This is a genomic window from Frigidibacter oleivorans, assembly GCF_003993775.1.
GTDB classification, from domain to species: Bacteria; Pseudomonadota; Alphaproteobacteria; order Rhodobacterales; family Rhodobacteraceae; genus Frigidibacter; species Frigidibacter oleivorans.
The window spans coordinates 1-14,164 of sequence record NZ_RJRZ01000003.1 but is presented as its reverse complement, the minus strand read 5'-3'; the positions used below and the strand labels follow the sequence as shown (position 1 = coordinate 14,164).

General features: G+C 66.1%; 31 protein-coding genes. 28 read left to right on the top strand and 3 right to left on the bottom strand.

Annotation, left to right across the window (positions count from 1 at the left end; all coding sequences use genetic code 11):
• The first annotated feature begins 55 nt into the window (after positions 1–55).
• Positions 56–355: a BRO-N domain-containing protein gene (locus tag EEY80_RS20695; RefSeq protein WP_126975546.1), complete on the top strand. Its 300-nt coding sequence runs from the start codon at positions 56–58 to the stop codon at positions 353–355.
• Here EEY80_RS20695 and EEY80_RS20005 read toward each other — a convergent pair.
• Both EEY80_RS20005 and EEY80_RS05285 read right to left on the bottom strand, forming a co-directional pair.
• The gene (locus EEY80_RS20005) at positions 273–590 is read right to left on the bottom strand and encodes a hypothetical protein (protein ID WP_164738149.1); all 318 of its coding nucleotides are present in this window, start codon (positions 588–590) and stop codon (positions 273–275) included. The two genes, EEY80_RS20695 and EEY80_RS20005, sit on opposite strands and share 83 nt — an antisense overlap.
• 102 nt (positions 591–692) lie before the next feature.
• A complete protein-coding gene (locus tag EEY80_RS05285; protein WP_126975545.1) occupies positions 693–1,379 on the bottom strand; it encodes a S24 family peptidase in 687 nt (228 codons plus the stop codon).
• 90 nt (positions 1,380–1,469) lie between these two features.
• Between EEY80_RS05285 and EEY80_RS05280 the strand changes: the two genes are divergently transcribed.
• Genes EEY80_RS05280 through EEY80_RS05270 form a run of 3 tightly spaced genes read left to right on the top strand, consistent with a single transcriptional unit; the run spans position 1,470 to position 2,559 of the window.
• On the top strand, positions 1,470–1,718 hold the full coding sequence (locus tag EEY80_RS05280; RefSeq protein ID WP_126975544.1) for a hypothetical protein: 249 nt from the start codon (positions 1,470–1,472) through the stop codon (positions 1,716–1,718).
• A complete protein-coding gene (locus EEY80_RS05275) occupies positions 1,715–2,209 on the top strand; it encodes a helix-turn-helix domain-containing protein (protein ID WP_164738151.1) in 495 nt (164 codons plus the stop codon). The genes EEY80_RS05280 and EEY80_RS05275 overlap by 4 nt, the downstream gene beginning before the upstream one ends.
• On the top strand, positions 2,206–2,559 hold the full coding sequence (locus EEY80_RS05270; protein ID WP_126975542.1) for a hypothetical protein: 354 nt from the start codon (positions 2,206–2,208) through the stop codon (positions 2,557–2,559). The genes EEY80_RS05275 and EEY80_RS05270 overlap by 4 nt, the downstream gene beginning before the upstream one ends.
• Positions 2,560–2,593: 34 nt before the next feature.
• Here the strand turns inward: EEY80_RS05270 and EEY80_RS05265 are convergent, their stop codons facing one another.
• On the bottom strand, positions 2,594–2,803 hold the full coding sequence (locus tag EEY80_RS05265) for a hypothetical protein (protein WP_126975541.1): 210 nt from the start codon (positions 2,801–2,803) through the stop codon (positions 2,594–2,596).
• Between the two features lie 171 nt (positions 2,804–2,974).
• On the opposite strand from EEY80_RS05265, the gene EEY80_RS05260 reads away from it, so the two are divergent.
• From EEY80_RS05260 to EEY80_RS05145, 24 genes are all read left to right on the top strand, one after another.
• On the top strand, positions 2,975–3,202 hold the full coding sequence (locus tag EEY80_RS05260; RefSeq protein WP_126975540.1) for a hypothetical protein: 228 nt from the start codon (positions 2,975–2,977) through the stop codon (positions 3,200–3,202).
• Positions 3,199–3,420: a hypothetical protein gene (locus EEY80_RS05255; protein ID WP_126975539.1), complete on the top strand. Its 222-nt coding sequence runs from the start codon at positions 3,199–3,201 to the stop codon at positions 3,418–3,420. Before EEY80_RS05260 ends, EEY80_RS05255 begins: the two co-directional genes overlap by 4 nt.
• Complete coding sequence (locus EEY80_RS05250; RefSeq protein ID WP_126975538.1) at positions 3,417–3,731, top strand: hypothetical protein; 315 nt, start codon at positions 3,417–3,419, stop codon at positions 3,729–3,731. The genes EEY80_RS05255 and EEY80_RS05250 overlap by 4 nt, the downstream gene beginning before the upstream one ends.
• Positions 3,728–3,958 carry a hypothetical protein gene (locus EEY80_RS05245; RefSeq protein WP_126975537.1) on the top strand — a complete coding sequence of 77 codons (231 nt, stop codon included), beginning with the start codon at positions 3,728–3,730 and terminating at the stop codon, positions 3,956–3,958. The genes EEY80_RS05250 and EEY80_RS05245 overlap by 4 nt, the downstream gene beginning before the upstream one ends.
• Entirely contained in the window at positions 3,955–4,215 is a 261-nt protein-coding gene (locus EEY80_RS05240) for a hypothetical protein (RefSeq protein ID WP_126975536.1), read from the top strand. The genes EEY80_RS05245 and EEY80_RS05240 overlap by 4 nt, the downstream gene beginning before the upstream one ends.
• Positions 4,212–5,111: a ParB/RepB/Spo0J family partition protein gene (locus EEY80_RS05235; RefSeq protein ID WP_126975535.1), complete on the top strand. Its 900-nt coding sequence runs from the start codon at positions 4,212–4,214 to the stop codon at positions 5,109–5,111. Before EEY80_RS05240 ends, EEY80_RS05235 begins: the two co-directional genes overlap by 4 nt.
• Positions 5,108–7,240, top strand: a complete 2,133-nt coding sequence (locus EEY80_RS05230) for a transposase domain-containing protein (protein ID WP_126975534.1) — start codon at positions 5,108–5,110, stop codon at positions 7,238–7,240. The genes EEY80_RS05235 and EEY80_RS05230 overlap by 4 nt, the downstream gene beginning before the upstream one ends.
• Positions 7,241–7,298: 58 nt before the next feature.
• On the top strand, positions 7,299–8,051 hold the full coding sequence (locus tag EEY80_RS05225) for an AAA family ATPase (protein ID WP_126975533.1): 753 nt from the start codon (positions 7,299–7,301) through the stop codon (positions 8,049–8,051).
• Positions 8,051–8,641, top strand: a complete 591-nt coding sequence (locus EEY80_RS05220) for a MarR family transcriptional regulator (protein ID WP_164738150.1) — start codon at positions 8,051–8,053, stop codon at positions 8,639–8,641. The genes EEY80_RS05225 and EEY80_RS05220 overlap by 1 nt, the downstream gene beginning before the upstream one ends.
• The gene (locus EEY80_RS05215; RefSeq protein ID WP_235829723.1) at positions 8,638–9,003 is read left to right on the top strand and encodes a hypothetical protein; all 366 of its coding nucleotides are present in this window, start codon (positions 8,638–8,640) and stop codon (positions 9,001–9,003) included. The genes EEY80_RS05220 and EEY80_RS05215 overlap by 4 nt, the downstream gene beginning before the upstream one ends.
• A gap of 55 nt (positions 9,004–9,058) precedes the next feature.
• Complete coding sequence (locus tag EEY80_RS05210; protein WP_126975531.1) at positions 9,059–9,709, top strand: DUF3164 family protein; 651 nt, start codon at positions 9,059–9,061, stop codon at positions 9,707–9,709.
• Positions 9,706–9,900 (top strand): hypothetical protein, encoded by a 195-nt coding sequence (locus EEY80_RS05205; RefSeq protein ID WP_126975530.1) that lies wholly within the window; start codon positions 9,706–9,708, stop codon positions 9,898–9,900. Before EEY80_RS05210 ends, EEY80_RS05205 begins: the two co-directional genes overlap by 4 nt.
• The gene (locus EEY80_RS05200) at positions 9,900–10,139 is read left to right on the top strand and encodes a hypothetical protein (protein WP_126975529.1); all 240 of its coding nucleotides are present in this window, start codon (positions 9,900–9,902) and stop codon (positions 10,137–10,139) included. The genes EEY80_RS05205 and EEY80_RS05200 overlap by 1 nt, the downstream gene beginning before the upstream one ends.
• A 122-nt stretch (positions 10,140–10,261) precedes the next feature.
• Positions 10,262–10,483, top strand: coding sequence for a hypothetical protein (locus EEY80_RS20360; RefSeq protein ID WP_235829722.1), 222 nt, complete (start codon positions 10,262–10,264; stop codon positions 10,481–10,483).
• Positions 10,467–10,691: a hypothetical protein gene (locus EEY80_RS05190; RefSeq protein ID WP_126975527.1), complete on the top strand. Its 225-nt coding sequence runs from the start codon at positions 10,467–10,469 to the stop codon at positions 10,689–10,691. Before EEY80_RS20360 ends, EEY80_RS05190 begins: the two co-directional genes overlap by 17 nt.
• Complete coding sequence (locus EEY80_RS05185; protein WP_126975526.1) at positions 10,688–10,891, top strand: hypothetical protein; 204 nt, start codon at positions 10,688–10,690, stop codon at positions 10,889–10,891. The genes EEY80_RS05190 and EEY80_RS05185 overlap by 4 nt, the downstream gene beginning before the upstream one ends.
• Positions 10,888–11,352 carry a gp16 family protein gene (locus EEY80_RS05180; protein ID WP_235829721.1) on the top strand — a complete coding sequence of 155 codons (465 nt, stop codon included), beginning with the start codon at positions 10,888–10,890 and terminating at the stop codon, positions 11,350–11,352. Before EEY80_RS05185 ends, EEY80_RS05180 begins: the two co-directional genes overlap by 4 nt.
• Before the next feature lie 246 nt (positions 11,353–11,598).
• Complete coding sequence (locus EEY80_RS05175; RefSeq protein WP_126975525.1) at positions 11,599–12,243, top strand: phage antirepressor N-terminal domain-containing protein; 645 nt, start codon at positions 11,599–11,601, stop codon at positions 12,241–12,243.
• A 30-nt stretch (positions 12,244–12,273) separates the two neighbouring features.
• Positions 12,274–12,465: a hypothetical protein gene (locus EEY80_RS05170; protein WP_126975524.1), complete on the top strand. Its 192-nt coding sequence runs from the start codon at positions 12,274–12,276 to the stop codon at positions 12,463–12,465.
• A 1-nt stretch (position 12,466) separates the two neighbouring features.
• On the top strand, positions 12,467–12,679 hold the full coding sequence (locus EEY80_RS05165; RefSeq protein WP_126975523.1) for a hypothetical protein: 213 nt from the start codon (positions 12,467–12,469) through the stop codon (positions 12,677–12,679).
• Positions 12,680–12,709: 30 nt separating this feature from the next.
• A complete protein-coding gene (locus EEY80_RS05160; RefSeq protein WP_126975522.1) occupies positions 12,710–12,955 on the top strand; it encodes a hypothetical protein in 246 nt (81 codons plus the stop codon).
• The gene (locus EEY80_RS05155) at positions 12,952–13,239 is read left to right on the top strand and encodes a hypothetical protein (protein WP_126975521.1); all 288 of its coding nucleotides are present in this window, start codon (positions 12,952–12,954) and stop codon (positions 13,237–13,239) included. Before EEY80_RS05160 ends, EEY80_RS05155 begins: the two co-directional genes overlap by 4 nt.
• The gene (locus EEY80_RS05150) at positions 13,236–13,607 is read left to right on the top strand and encodes a helix-turn-helix domain-containing protein (protein WP_126975520.1); all 372 of its coding nucleotides are present in this window, start codon (positions 13,236–13,238) and stop codon (positions 13,605–13,607) included. The genes EEY80_RS05155 and EEY80_RS05150 overlap by 4 nt, the downstream gene beginning before the upstream one ends.
• A gap of 68 nt (positions 13,608–13,675) precedes the next feature.
• A partial coding sequence (locus tag EEY80_RS05145) for an N-acetylmuramoyl-L-alanine amidase (RefSeq protein ID WP_235829720.1) occupies positions 13,676–14,164 on the top strand: 489 nt, incomplete at its 3' end.

Sequence of the window (14,164 nt, the reverse complement as noted above, 5' to 3'; positions counted from 1 at the left end):
CTCAACCCGAATACCCTAAACTTCAGTTACGGTATTCCCCCGAGGCGTGTCGGCAATGCCGACGGTATTCGAGGCGAAAATCGCGGAAATCCGCACGCCGCACTGGTCTCCGAAGCGGCCTCTATCCGCTGATGGCGACGAAAGGGTGTCCCGTCTAGTGGACACCCTTGGCCGGCAGCAGACCATGACGGCCGTCACGGAGGACTGTCTCTACGCCCTTATCATGATGAGCCGGAAACCTGCCGCGAAGCGGTTCCGCAAGCGGGTGACTGTCAGGTGTCGCTCGAAGACGGCTGCCGCCAAGGAGCACAGCGGGTGTCACCCTCCGCCCAACGGGCAAATCCGTCTGCCATGAAGCCCTGAGCACCAATGTTTGCGAGCTTAATCCGAACCCGCGCACCTTGGGGCACCTTCTCGACCCGGATAAGCACCTGCGGCGCCTGGACGATCATTGAGGCGTACTGCACGATTTCGCCATATCCGAGGTCAGGATAAAGTTGGCTGTTGACCTGAATGCCGCCCCCTTCTCCCTGGCATCGCCAGTAGGTGCGGTTCATCCGCGAAAACACCTGCTGGTAGTTCTCGCTCACCACCACCTCGCGGTCAAACGGCTTGGTCTCAAAGTCGTCGGACGAGGTGCAGCCAACCAACAAAACGGTAACCCACGCTAAGTGCCTAAAAGTCATAGAAATTCACTCCCGATTCGTGTGCCCCCACCAAACCACCCGACCGATGATCGAAACCGATCGGGTTGGTCTGAACTCGGGCGGATAACTTGGATTGTCTGATAGAAGTGCTAGGTTTCCCGGCGAGGCAAGCTCGATGCGCTTCACGCGCGCGGCGCCGTCGTCGAGGAGGGCATAGATTGGCGCCGGCCGCTTGTCCTGCGGATCTCGCACTTTAATCGGTGGCTGAGCCCGGGCCCGATCAACTAACAGCATGTCCTGATCGTGGATCGTCGGCGCCATGCTGTCGCCGGCTGTCCGTGCAATTACGGCATTGGCAGGTGAAACATGGAGCTGCCTGAGCCAGTCCTTACGGAACGCGAGATGGGCGATCACCCGCTCGGATTCGTTCTCGCTTCCGGCGCCTGCGGCAAGAGATGCCCGATGCAGTGGAACCAACGCGAACTCGGTCTGTGATGCCGCCTGAACCGGCTCATCTGGTCGACGAGGACCAAAGTAGCATTCAAGGTCCAGCACCTCCGCCAAGCGGGCCAAGGCGAAGTAGTTGTACCGCCGGTCTTCAGGGTTTTTAGCCCGGGCTAACCGCATGTTTTTGATCAGGGAGTAGTTGCCAACGGCCAGCTTCGACGCCGCCGCGTCGGAGAGCCCCTTCTCCGCCAGTGCGGCATCTATGGCTGCCAGAACCTCATCCATCGACGCACGGTTAGCCGATTCTGGCTAACTCGACAATAGTTAGCCACATTGGGCTTGATCTTGATGGCTCAAATTGGCTATGAATTGTGCATGGATCAGAGAACCACCTTTATTCTCCTCGCCGACACGCTCGCCCAGCATGATGGCGTGACGCATTTCGCCATCTCGATGCGCGCCTTCGGCAAGGGAGACTTCTTCAAGGGCCTGAAGGAGGGTGGCGACTGCCGTACGGCGACCGCCGCGCGCCTGATGCAATGGTTCTCGGACCACTGGCCCGCCGACTTGGACTGGCCGCGCGACATCCCCCGTCCTCAGAAAACCAAGGAGAAGGCCGCATGATGCGCCTGTCCCGCCTGCGTCGCAGTGTGGCGCTGTTCATCTGCCCGGAGCTGGCACCCAGCTCCTATCTGGATCCGTATTTTGGTCCGGGTGGGGCGCTGCTGCGCAGCGGGGTAGCTGCCGAGACTGCCGGCACGCGCAATGCGTTTGCCAGTCTGCGTCGCGCGGTCGAGGCTGCGTTTCCCGAGGGACAGGTGCCCTCCGCGGAACGGCTGAAGGCCGAGGTGACGGACGGACAGATGCCCTCCGCGGAACTGCGATCGAAGGCCGAAACACCGGATGGGGAAACGACCGCCGATCGCCTGCGCGCCTTCAGGAGATCGCGGGAGCTGTCACAGCGGGCCTTGGCCACGGCACTCGGCGTCAGCCAAGGATATATCGGCAACATAGAGGCCGGGCGGAGCGAGCCGTCGCGCAACTTCCTTCGGGCACTGACGGAGCGGTTCGGCGTCAGCGCAGACTGGCTGCTGTTCGGGCGGGGTGCGCAATGACCGCGGATACCTCGACCTTCGTTGCCTCAGGCCGCGTCCTTCTTCCCCGCCTGCGCCGCAGCGTGGCGCTGTTCATCTGCCCGGAGCTCCACGTGAGCCCCATCGATGTCGAGGCAGTCGCACCGCCCGAGCCGGAGCTGCACAGCAGGTTCATGACTGCCGAGGAGAAGTTCAATCTCGAATGCCGGATCTACTTCGCCGCCAATCCGTGGCGCGAAGTGCTGGCATGGCTGAAAGAGTGCCAGGACCGTGGCGTCTGGCGACTGCCGGAAGATGGCAATGCATTTGTCGGCGAATTGGTTCTTCTGGCAGCCACTATCTCGGGACCAGCGGTGCGAGGCCGCAAATGACCCTCGCACGCGCCAGCTTTCCCGCGGACAGGGGTCAGCCTTCGTCCGATGGCCTGAAGAACTCCCGCACGTATCCCTTGACCTCCTCATTGCCTGCGATCGCTTCCGAACGCGCCTTGATGCGCTCGACCTGCGCGTCGTCCAGTTCGTCGAGCATCGCCTTGATCACGCAAGACCGCGCGCCGATGTACCTGATCAGGCCGACGTTCACCTTGCTGGTTTCGGCCATGATCTTCTGCGTCAAGCGCGCCTCCAGTGCCTGGAGGTCGCGTGTGAAGTCTCCGTTGTTCGGCAATCGTATCGTCCTTGGATGTTGTGGTCATTCAGGGATGAAGGCTCCGAGGGGCGCTGTGAACACCCCTTGGAGCCGCCAGTTTAGCATGCGGAACCCGCTCGGCATAGCCGGGAGGTTCGCATGATGTTCCTCGCGAAACCCGCTCTCCGCGCCGACGAGCAGGCTGCCACCACTCGGCATGCGGCGCGTGAGCCGGCCAGCCGGCGCAAGGTCCTGCGCGCCGGCTGGCGCTGGCTCGTCCGGCTCAACGCCCGGATCGAGGAATGCTGGATCGGCGATCTGCTCGGGGCCTTCTGCCTCGGGCTGACCGGCATCGCGCTCGTCGTGGCCGCGGGGGTGCTGCAATGAGCCCCGCCAAGCGCCTTGCGCGCATCAACCAGCTGGTGACCGAGGCCATCGCGGCGGATCACCTGATGTCCGATCCCACGCAGCCCGGCGAGGCCCGGGACCAGGCGACCGACGGCTATGTGAGCGCCGTCGACGGCATCCTCGCCGAGCTGAAGGCGCTTCGCGCCACCGGCGATCTGGCGGCGCTCCTCAACTTCCTGAACCGGAGGGATCGATGACGGATCAGCAGCAGTTCCGCGTGACCGAGCGGCCGCTCGGCTGGACGGTGACGAGCGGCGGAGAGCGGGTCAGCCCGGTCTTCGTCCGGCGGGAGACGGCAGAGGCCTTTGCAGCCCGCCTCTCGACCACCCGGGCGCCACAGGACCGGCCCTGCCTCAAGTGCGACCGGGTCTTCGCCAGCGAGGGTATTCACGACCGGCTCTGCCCGATCTGCAGCCGGGGCGAGGCCGTGGCCTGGGGCGAGCGGGCGCCCGGCCTGCCGGCGATGCGGAAGGCCGCGCACTCCTCGGGACGTGCGGGCCTCAGATGAACGCGGCACCGCTCGCCTCGCCCCGGCTGCAGCGGGTGCTGACCCTGCTGAAGGACGGCCGGCCCCATACGACGCGCGACATCGTGCGGCGGGCGCGGGTGATGGCGGTGAACGCCTGCATCGCGGAGCTGCGCCAGCACGGCGCCGAGATCGACTGCCAGGCGCAGATCGTGAACGGCGCCCGCCGATTTTACTACCGGATGACGAAGGAGCCGACCTCGACATGACTAAACCCCAGCCGCTGCAGATCGATCAACTCCTCGCCCGCATCGATTGGGATCTTCAGACCCTTTTCAAGATGGTCGAACGCCTCTGCGCCGAGGCGCATCTCGACGACGCGAGCATTGAGCAGATTATGTCCGAAAAGGACAGCGCGCGGCTCGAGATCATTTCCGACACGGCTGATGAGGTCTTGGTCAAGGCGACGTCGCTGATCACCGAGGCCCGCTTGGCGATCCGCACCATCAAGGGAGCCGTCGCATGAAATTCCTCAACGGCGGCAACGTGATCCGGCTTCCTCTCGATCAGATCGCAGTCGAAGGCCGACTGCGCGAGGTCCGGGAACAAGCGATCGAGAACCTGATGCTGATGGCGCAGGACACCGGCATCACCACGCCGATCCATGTCCGAAAGGTGCAGGGCCGCTACGTGCTGATCGACGGCGCGCATCGGTTGGAGGTGTCGCGCCGGCTGGGGCTGGCAGATATCGCGGCCCTGGTCCTGGAGTGCAGGGCCGACGAGGCCCGCGCCATGGAGGCGAGCAACAACCTGGGCGTTGCGCGGATGACGCCGCTGCAGACGGCCGTCTTCGTCGCGAGCTGGAAACGGGACTATTACGCGATGCATCCCGACCGCGCGCCGGGCACCTTCAAGGGCAACCAGCACACCGGGAATCTGGTCGGGATCAATTTGACCCTGACCAGAACCATCGCCGATGCCTTCGGGGTTTCGGAACCTACGATTAAGCGCGCATTGCAGGCAGGCGAGCGGCTGACGCCCGAAGAAGCTGCCCAACTGGACAGCGCGCCGGGCCGGGTGACGATGGAAGACCTGAAGGCGCTGGCGAAGATCGCGGACCCCGAGGAACGGTCCGCGGTGGTGCTGCGTCTCGCCTCTGGCAATGCCAAGTCCGCCGCCGCCGCGCGGAAGAGCCTGCGCGTTGAAGCCGGCGTTGAAGCCCCGGTGAAGGACCCCGTCGACACGCAGTTCCGCGACCTGTCGGATGCCTGGACGCGGGCCGGAGCTGCGGCCCGCAAGCGGTTCCTCTTCGAATTCGCGCGGGAAATCTGGCACGCGCAGAACTCTGGCGCCGCGCTCAACAACTGGTCCGAGGCGGCGGACGAGACGGCAGCCGCGGAAGAGGCGGTGGCCGCAGAATGACCCGCCTCACCCCCGATCAGCAATGGTGGAGCCCCCAGGAGCTGGCCGAGAGCGGCCTGCCCGATCTGCCCTCGACCCGGCAAGGCGTCGATGCGCTGTGCAAGCGGCTGGCCTGGCGGACCGATCCCCACCTCGCCCGTCGGCGAGCCGGCCGTGGCGGCGGGTGGGAGTACAGCTGGCGCCTGCTGCCCCTGCGCGCGCAGACTGCGCTGCTGAAGGCGGCTGCGGCGCCCCGGGACGAGGCACCGGCCCCCATGGAGCGCGGCGAGGCCTGGGCCTGGTTCGAGGGACTTCCCGAGAAGCCGAAGGCCTCCGCCCGGAGCCGGCTTGCCATCCTCCAGCAGGTCGAGGCGCTGGAGCCGCCGCTCGGCAAGAACCTCGCCGTCGAGACGGTGGCGCGGCAGGCGCAGATCGCATCCCGCACGATCTGGAACTGGTTCGGGATGGTCGAGAGCGTGGACGCCGCCGACCGGCTGCCCTACCTCGCCCCCCGGCACCGGGCCGCAGCGCCGAAGCGGGCGAAAGCGCAGGCCTCCGACGAGTTCTATACCCTGCTCAAAGGGCTCTACCTGCGGCTCGAAGGACCAGGCTTCAGCCATTGCTGGCGCGATGCCATGAAGATCTGCAAGGGCAGCGGCCTGGAAGGCCTAACCGAACGCACCGCCCGTCGGTGGCTCGATGCCAACGTGCCGATGCTTGACCAGGTGTTTGCCCGCGAAGGACTTTCGGGCCTGCGTCGGCGCTTCCCGCCCCAAATCCGCGACCGCAGCACGATGGCCGCCCTGCAGATGGTGAACGCCGACTGCCACAAGATCGATGTGTTCGTCTGGTGGCCAGGGGTGAAGAACCCGGTGCGCCCCCAGCTGATCGTCTTCCAGGACATCTATTCGGGGAAGATCCTGTCCTGGGCCATCGACCTCAATCCCAACAAGGTCGCTGTGATGCAGGCCTTCATGAAGATGCTGAAGGACTACGGCATCCCGCAGCATTGCCTTTTCGACAACGGGATGGAGTTCGCCAACAAGGACATGACGGGCGGCGCGCAGCACCGCTTCCGTTTCAAGTTGGCTGAGGAAGAGCCTATCGGCGTCCTCGGCATGCTGGGAATCGGCATGAGCTTTGCAACCGTCGCGCACGGGCAGGCAAAGCCGATCGAGCGGGCCTTCAAGGACTTTGCCGAGGACATCGCCTTGGATCCCCGTTTCGCCGGGGCCTATGTCGGCAACCACATCGATGCCAAGCCCGAGAACTACATGTCGAAGGCCATCGACCTCAACTACTTCGTCGATGTCGTCGAGGAAGGGATCCACGAGCACAACGCCCGCCCCGGCCGCCGGTCGCATACCGCCCAGGGCCGCAGCTTCGACGAAACCTTCGCCGAAAGCTACCAGCGCACGCCGATCCGGCAGGCCAAGGAAGAGCAGCTGCGGCTGTGCCTGATGGCGATGTATGTGCGCAAGTTGCACCAGAACAACGGCCAGATCACGCTCTACAAAAACAGCTACTGGTCGGAATGGATGAGCGAGATCGCGGGTCAGACGGTGACCGCGCGCTTCAATCCCGAGGATCTGCACGAGGGGGCGTACCTCTACAGCATGACCGGGGAATATCTCGGATTCGCCGCCTGCCGCCAGAAGTCGCACTTCAAGGACATCGCTTCCGCCCGTGCCCTTGCCAGGGAAAACAGCCGCCGCCTCAAAGAGGCCCGCGCGCGGCTGTCCGATCTGCGCCCCCTTTCGATCGGCCAGATCGCAAAGCGGCTTGATGCCCTGCCGAAGCCGCAGCCATCGCCGCTCGAGGCTGTCGTGGTTCAGCTCGACCGGCTCAATCAGATCGAACTGCGCAAGAAGGGCGGCGGCCTGATCCAGGCGGCATTGCCGGTGCCCGACACGTCGCGGGACGAGGAGCTGACGGTGCTGCAGGTCGACTTCGCGCCAAAGCCCGAACCGGTGCAGCAGGATCCGGAGGTCGCGCGCTTCTGGCGCCTGCTCGACATCGAGAACCGGATGGCGGCCGGCGAGGCGATCCCGGCGGAGGACGCCGAGTTCTGGGGCCGTCTGCATACCCACCCGGTCTATCTCGCGCAGCGGGACCTGTTCGACCGGCACGGCGCGCAGGCCATCGGATAAAGGCGCCGCCGGGGTCGGGCTGGCCCACGGCGGCGGATCGTGACGAGGGGAGAAGAGCATGTTGGACGGAAGAGACGAAATCAACCTGGTGAAGAACGTGGCACCGCTGCGCAACGTCATGTTGCTCGGGGCGCTGATCCGCAGGGTGACCGGGCGGGACGAAGGCATGCCGGGGATGGCCTGCTTTCACGGATTTTCCGGCTACGGGAAGTCCCAGGCGGCCCTCTACAACACCCAGGCGACCCGGGCCTGCTGGGTCGAGGTCAAGTCGGTCTGGACCCGGAAAACCCTGGTCGAGAAGATCTGCAAGAACCTCGGCATCCCCTCCGGCCGCACGGTGGCAGACAGCGTCGAGAAGATCGGGGAGGAACTGCTGAAATCGGCCCGCCCGCTGCTCCTGGACGAGGCGCACATCCTCTGCACCGACAGCATGATGAAGCTGGTCCACGATATCTATGAGAGCTCTCACGGCGCATCGGTGATCCTGATCGGCGAGGAGTCGCTGCCGCAGTCGCTGGTGCGGTGGGAGCGGGTGCATAACCGCATCCTCGCCTGGGAACAGGCACAGCCCGCGGACCTGCGGGAGACCAGCGTGTTCGCCAGGCTCAAATGCCCCGAGCTGACGCTGTCGCAGGCGGTCCTGGAAAAGACACTGGTCGAGTCTCAGGCGGTCGCCCGGCGGATCGTCTCGAACCTGAACCAGGTCAAGGACTACGCCCGGATCGAGGGCAAGACCGAGATCGGGGAGAAGGACATCCCGCATATCCGCTGGATGGACGGCCGGGCGCCGGCGCCCCGGAGGATCCACTGATGGCCGCGCTCGCGAAAAGCATGGGCCGGCGCCCCGCCGACCAGAACGGAGACGGCCGCCAGGCGATGTGGCTGGCGCTGAAGAAGGTTCCCGACCGGATCACCGTGGCCGAGCTGGTGCAGCGCACGAAGCTGAACCGGTCGACGGTCACCCGCTACCTCAAGGCCCTGACCGAGGCCGGGCATCTGGAGTTCACCGAGCCGCCCGTTGGGCATGCCGGCACCTGGAAGCTGATCAGGGATGTCGGGCATCACGCGCCGCGCGTCCGTGCGGATGGCAGCCGCGTCAGCCAGGGCGAGGTGACCGCCCAGCTCTGGCTCGCGATGTGCGGCCTGCGGGATTTCGACTACCGGGACCTGATGCAGAACGCCTCGATCGACATTCCCGAGGCCACGGCGAAGGACTACTGCAAGCGGCTGCTGGCGGCGGGATATCTGCGGGTGCTGAGCAAGGCCGATCCTTCGCAGGCCCGCATCGCGCGCTACCGGCTGATCCGTGCGTCAGGGCCTCGGGCGCCGCAGGTGCAGCGGGTCCGGCAGGTCTATGACCCGAATACCGGAGCGGTCTATCCGGCGGAGGCCTCGCTGTGACCGGCGCTACTCCCACCGAGATCGCCCGGGCGTCGTGGGGCGACGACATCCCCGACTGGGTCATGGTGCTGGCCAAGGAGTGCGCGACCAGCAGCCAGACCAAGGTTGCCGCGCTGATGAACCGCTCGCCCGCCCTCGTGTCGACCGTCCTGCGCGCCAAGTACGCCGGGGACATGTCGGCGGTCGAGGAGGTGGTTCGCGGCGTCTTCATGAACAGCACGGTCCGGTGTCCCGCGCTCGGCATCATATCCACGGCCGCCTGCCGCGACTGGATGGCGCGGAGCCGGTCGTTCTCGAACGAAAACAGCGAAAGGGTGCGCATGTTCAAGGCCTGCCGCTCCTGCCCCCGCGCCCAGAAGTGAGACCCGGCGCCGACGCGCCGGAGGACATGATCCCCCTCCTGAAAGGAGCCTTGCAATGACCCATTACCCGCCCGCGCAGATCCCGTCCGGCCGAACGGTCCTGGACGGCGTCGAGCACATCCTAGGCCCCGACGGCGCCAAGCTGCCGGTGGGCATCGTCAAGCCCCAGCACGTCATGGAGGACGAGCTGGTGCGGCAGGAGATCGGCCATGCGGTGGCGCTCTCCGAGCAGCTGTCGCGTTTCCTGGGGCACTTCTTCGAGAACCTCGGGGCCTTCGAAGACCTGATCGCGGAGCGCTACGGCGCCACCGTCGGCGGCCGGAAGGGCAACAAGACGCTGATGAGCTATGACGGGCTCTACAAGGTCACCGTCCAGGTCGCGGACCACGTCGTCTTCGGCCCCGAGCTGCAGGTCGCGAAGACGCTCGTCGACGAATGCCTGACCGAGTGGAGCGCAGGTGCGGCCGAAGAGCTTCGAGCCGTCATCACCCGCGCCTTCAACACCGACAAGGAAGGCCAGATCAACCGGGCGGCGCTCTATCATCTGCTGCGGCTGGAGATCTCCGACCCGCGCTGGAAGCAGGCGATGCAGGCGATCCGCGACGCGATGCGGGTGGTCGGCTCGAAGAGCTACGTGCGCTTCTACCGCCGCAGCGCCTCGGATGCGCCCTGGGAGCCCGTCACCATCGATCTGGCGAGGGCTTGACGATGGGGTGGGTATTGCTGGCCGCGGCCCTCTTTCTGTTCATCCCGACCTTCGTCCTGGCCGTTGCGGTCAGCTGGTCGCTCACCAAGGAAAGCACCGGCGCGCGGGCCGCCCTGATCCTCTCGGCCGCCGGGCTCGCGGCATCGATCATCCTGCTCTTTGCGGCAGGCCTGGCACTGGGTGGGCGATGATGAGCCCGCTCGAGTTCCAGCGGTTGTTGCGGGAGGCGTCGAACAGGCTGCTGTCCGCGCGCGACCGCTGGCACTCGGACGTGAGCCGGCTCTTCGCCGAGGCCGCGCGCTGCGCCGAGGATGAGCCCGAGATGTTCTCGGCCATCGCGCAGGGCGAGCAGGCGCGCCTCGCGCGCCTCTTCAACGAAGACCCGCCCAAACCGTCCCAATCCCCGCTGTCCCTGGTGGTGAAGAAATGACCCAGCGATCCGCAAAATGGCGCTGCACCCTGGCATGGAGAAACCCCTACGAGCCCCCGCCGGGGCCGAAGGTACTGGCCGCGGTTTTGTGCGAAACGCCTCACCCGGTCCCGGCCGAGATCATGGAGAGCTTCGTTCCGGGAAGCGGGTATTCCGTCGGATGGGAATGCATCGAACAGCGGCCGATCAGGCGCTGGAGCCAATCGGCCAAGGCTCGGGTGCGCCAGCGCAACCTTCGGCGCCGGATGGAGGCCAAGTTTCCGCTCTTCGCAGAAGACTTCATCGCGGCCGAGTTTGCGCGCCGCCCCAGCTACTTCGCAGGCTCCAATGACGCTGACTGCTGACATGCCGATCTGGCAGCGCGTCGAGATCATCGAAGAGGCGCTGGCCAAGGTGCTGGACAGGGACTCCAGCCTGATCGTTGCCAGCAACGGCCCCGGCTGCCGCGATCGCGCAGTGTGGGTGCACCCCATGCCTGGCGACGGCGAAGGGGAGCCTGTCGGTCACGATCTGCACGAGATCGCTCGCGAGCTGGAGGCGCTGCTCTCATGACCCTGTCGCTCGCCATCGTCGTTCCCGACACGCCGGACGCTCACGCGAAGGGCTGCATCTGTCCGGGGACCGACCATCAATCCAGCCTGGCGCACGAGATATTGCTCGCCTGCGGCGGCCTTTTCTTCGCGCCGGACTGCCCGGTGCATCGCCACGCGGTGCAGGCAGAGGTCCAGCGCATGTTTGGGAGGCACCAGTGACCGATCGATCCCTGCAACGGATGATCCATGTCGGCTGCCGCGAGCTCGGGCTCGACGCCGATACCCGCCACGACCTGCAGCTGGCCGTCACCGGCAAGGCCTCACTGCGCGACATGAGCGAGGCCGAGCTGCAGGCGGTGGTCGAGGCGCTCAAGAGCCGGGGCTTCAAGCCGTTCGGCACCCCCGCCCGCGGCGGTCGGGGTCGGCCCCCCGCGCGCCGAGCCGATGTCCGCTATGCCCATGTGCTCTGGCGGCTGATGGCCGAGCGGGGCGTCGTGCGGCAGCCGGGGCCGCGCGGCCTCAACGCCTTCATCCGCTCGCGCTTTGGCAGCGTCTGGGGATCGGTGCCGATCGACATCGACGCGATGACCGATCATCGCCAGATCGCCGACATCCTCGACGCGCTGAAGGCGATGTGCCAGCGCGCCGGCGTGCCCTATCGCGACGGGGGGCGGAGATGATCCCACATTTGACAATTCCGGCGAACCGCCGCATCGTGGCCCCGTCAGCCAGCGGTTTAGAACCCGCCCTGACCGAGCTACCAACGGCGGTTACGCCCCGAGACGGCGCTTCCCTTGAAGCGATTTCCTCTCCGGGTGCCCTGTGCGCATGTCCAAGGCTTCGGCCTAAAGGCGCGGGGAGGCTGTCCGTTGGCAGTCGTTCTAACACCCGGGGGCTTCGTCCCCGCGTAACCAACGGAGAACCAGATGACCAATGTCATCCCGCTGCCCTTTCAGGGCGATCTGATCGACTATCTGAAACTCAACGGCCGCGAGGTCGCGTGGCTCTGGCGCGACGGGGAAGCCTTCATTCCCGCGCGTCCGATCTGCGAGATCATGGGGCTGGACTGGAAGAGCCAGCACGCCAAGCTGACAGCCCCAAACTACCGGGGAACCGTGGTGTTCATCACCACGGTTGCCGAGGACGGGAAGCAGCGCGAGATGCTTTGCATTGCCTATGCGGACTTCCTGATGTGGCTCGCCACGATCAGCCCGAGCCGGGTGAAGGAGGAGGCGCGCGCGCCGCTGAACCGGCTGCTGGACGAGATCAAGCTGGTGCTGGCCACGCATTACCACGACCGGCTGCTGGGCGAGAGCCGGGAGGCGGTGACGCAGTTGCAGGGCTTCCTGTCGGACTACGTGTCGGCCAGGCCGATCCGCGGCAGGGTCCGCGATGCGGTGGCGAATGGCTGGACCTGGGCGATGCTGGTGCAGAACACCTCCTACACCCAGAAGCGGCTGATCGAGACGATCCGCGACCTGCTGCGGATCGGCGCGATCCCCGAGGCCCCGCAGGGCTCGCCCCTGAACGGCGGCGATGCCCGTCAGCTTTCGCTCTTCGCGGGGGCCTGAGGGATGGAATCGTACAATCCAGAATGGGCAGTGAAACTGGCGGAAGATCTGGACGCGCGATATGGCGATACGATCCAGACGCTCTTGATGTTGCTGTCCATAAAGTTCTCCAGCATCAGCCCGGATCTGCAAGGCATCCTGAACTCCGCGCAGGCGTTCTCGTCGGAACTGATCATCAGGACGCTTGTGGAAGCCGGTGTCCCCTTCGAAGAGGACCACTGACATGTGCTCTTCTTCCTCAGACCCGCGCGACGCGGCCTATTCTGCCGCTCTCGCGCTGCGGGGGCTGCAGGCCATCCTCGCAGATCGCCACGCGATCCTCGCGGGCGATGCCGAGCTTCCGATGCTGCTCGAGCTCATATCCGACCGGCTCTACCCTGCCGCCGAGACGCTGCTCGACTACGTGCCGCGGGGCTTCGTGCCGCCCGATGCCTGACCATCATGCGGCCCTCTGCCGGAGGGCCGCATGAAGAAGCCTCGCGCCATCATCACCGATCATGCGCTGCTGCGCTATCTCGAGCGGGTGCTCGGCATGGACGTCGAAGGCATCCGGGACGAGATCGGCCGCAAGGTCGACCGCGCGGTGGAGATGGGCGCCTGCGGCACGACGATCGAGGGCTGGAACTACCGGATCGAAGCGGGACGCGTCGTGACCGTCGTCTCGACCGGCAGCCCCGATATCCGGCTCGGCCGCAAGCGGGGGCGCGCATGACCCGGGAACAGGAGCTGCGCCGGGCGCTCGATCTGGCGACGCGGGACACGCTGATCTCCCATGTCATCGACGAGTGCTGCGAACTGGATTTCGACGCCGATGAAGGCGTCTTCAAGGGGCTGTTCACGGACGGGTCCGGCCGGCTCGAGATCGGCCTCGGAGATCCGGCGCCGCCCTTCAGCGGCCGGGCCCTCTGGGTGAGGCTCGAGGGCAGCGGCCTGCCGGCGGATCTCTTCACCGTGACGCTGTCGCAGCGCGAGCTGGTGGCGGGTGGTATCGCATGACTGCCGCGCCCAGCCCTTCGCCCCCGGCGCATGTCGCGCCCTATGTCCGCGTCCTCGGCCTCGATCTTGCGGTAGAGTTCCTCATGACCTTCGGGGGCGCGGAGATCTACATCGCCGCCTCGCCGCAGGGGCGCAACCGGGTCGCCGCCTTGGTCGGCCGCGACAAGGCACTGGCACTGGCGGAGGAGCTGCTACCCCGGCGGGTGCCGACGGCCAAGCCGTGGATCGCCGCAGTGCTCCGGTCGCAGGGCTTGCCTGTGGCCGAGATCGCCCGCAGACTGCATGCGACGGATGTGACGGTCAGATCCTGGCTGAAGCGCAGTAAGACCGATCCTCCGTCCGATCCCCGGCAGATGCGCCTCTTCTGACGCCCGCAAATCCTTGCGGGCGTTTTCGCGTCGCGCCTCCGGCCATTGTGGCCCCGTCGGCTTGGGCAATGACCGCCCGGAGTTTCAGCCATGGGGGCCAGAACGTGATGCGGATCGAGAACCACCGCCTGATGGGCGTGCCCTTCCAGGAGGCGCAATGGATGGGCGGCGAGATCGCCCCCGAGATCGTGGTGCTGCACGACACCGCCAGCCGTCTTGCCCCCGGTGCCGCCGCCTCCTACCTCGCCCGGAACGACGCCAAGGTGTCGGTGCATTTCGTGGTGGAACGCGACGGGCAGATCACCCAGCAGGTGCCAGCGAACCGCGCCGCCTGGCATGCGGGAAAATCCACCTGGCAGGGCCGGTCCGGATGCAACGACTTCTCGCTCGGCATCGAGATGGTGAATGCCGGGCAGATGACCTGGGCCTCGGAGACGATGGCGCGGGCGTGGTGGGGAGAGCTGTTGTCGATCTCGCTCTTCGGGATCGAGCTGATCGAGACGAGTCAGCACGGGCACGGGCTCTGGATGCCATACCCCGAGCCGCAGATCGGCGCG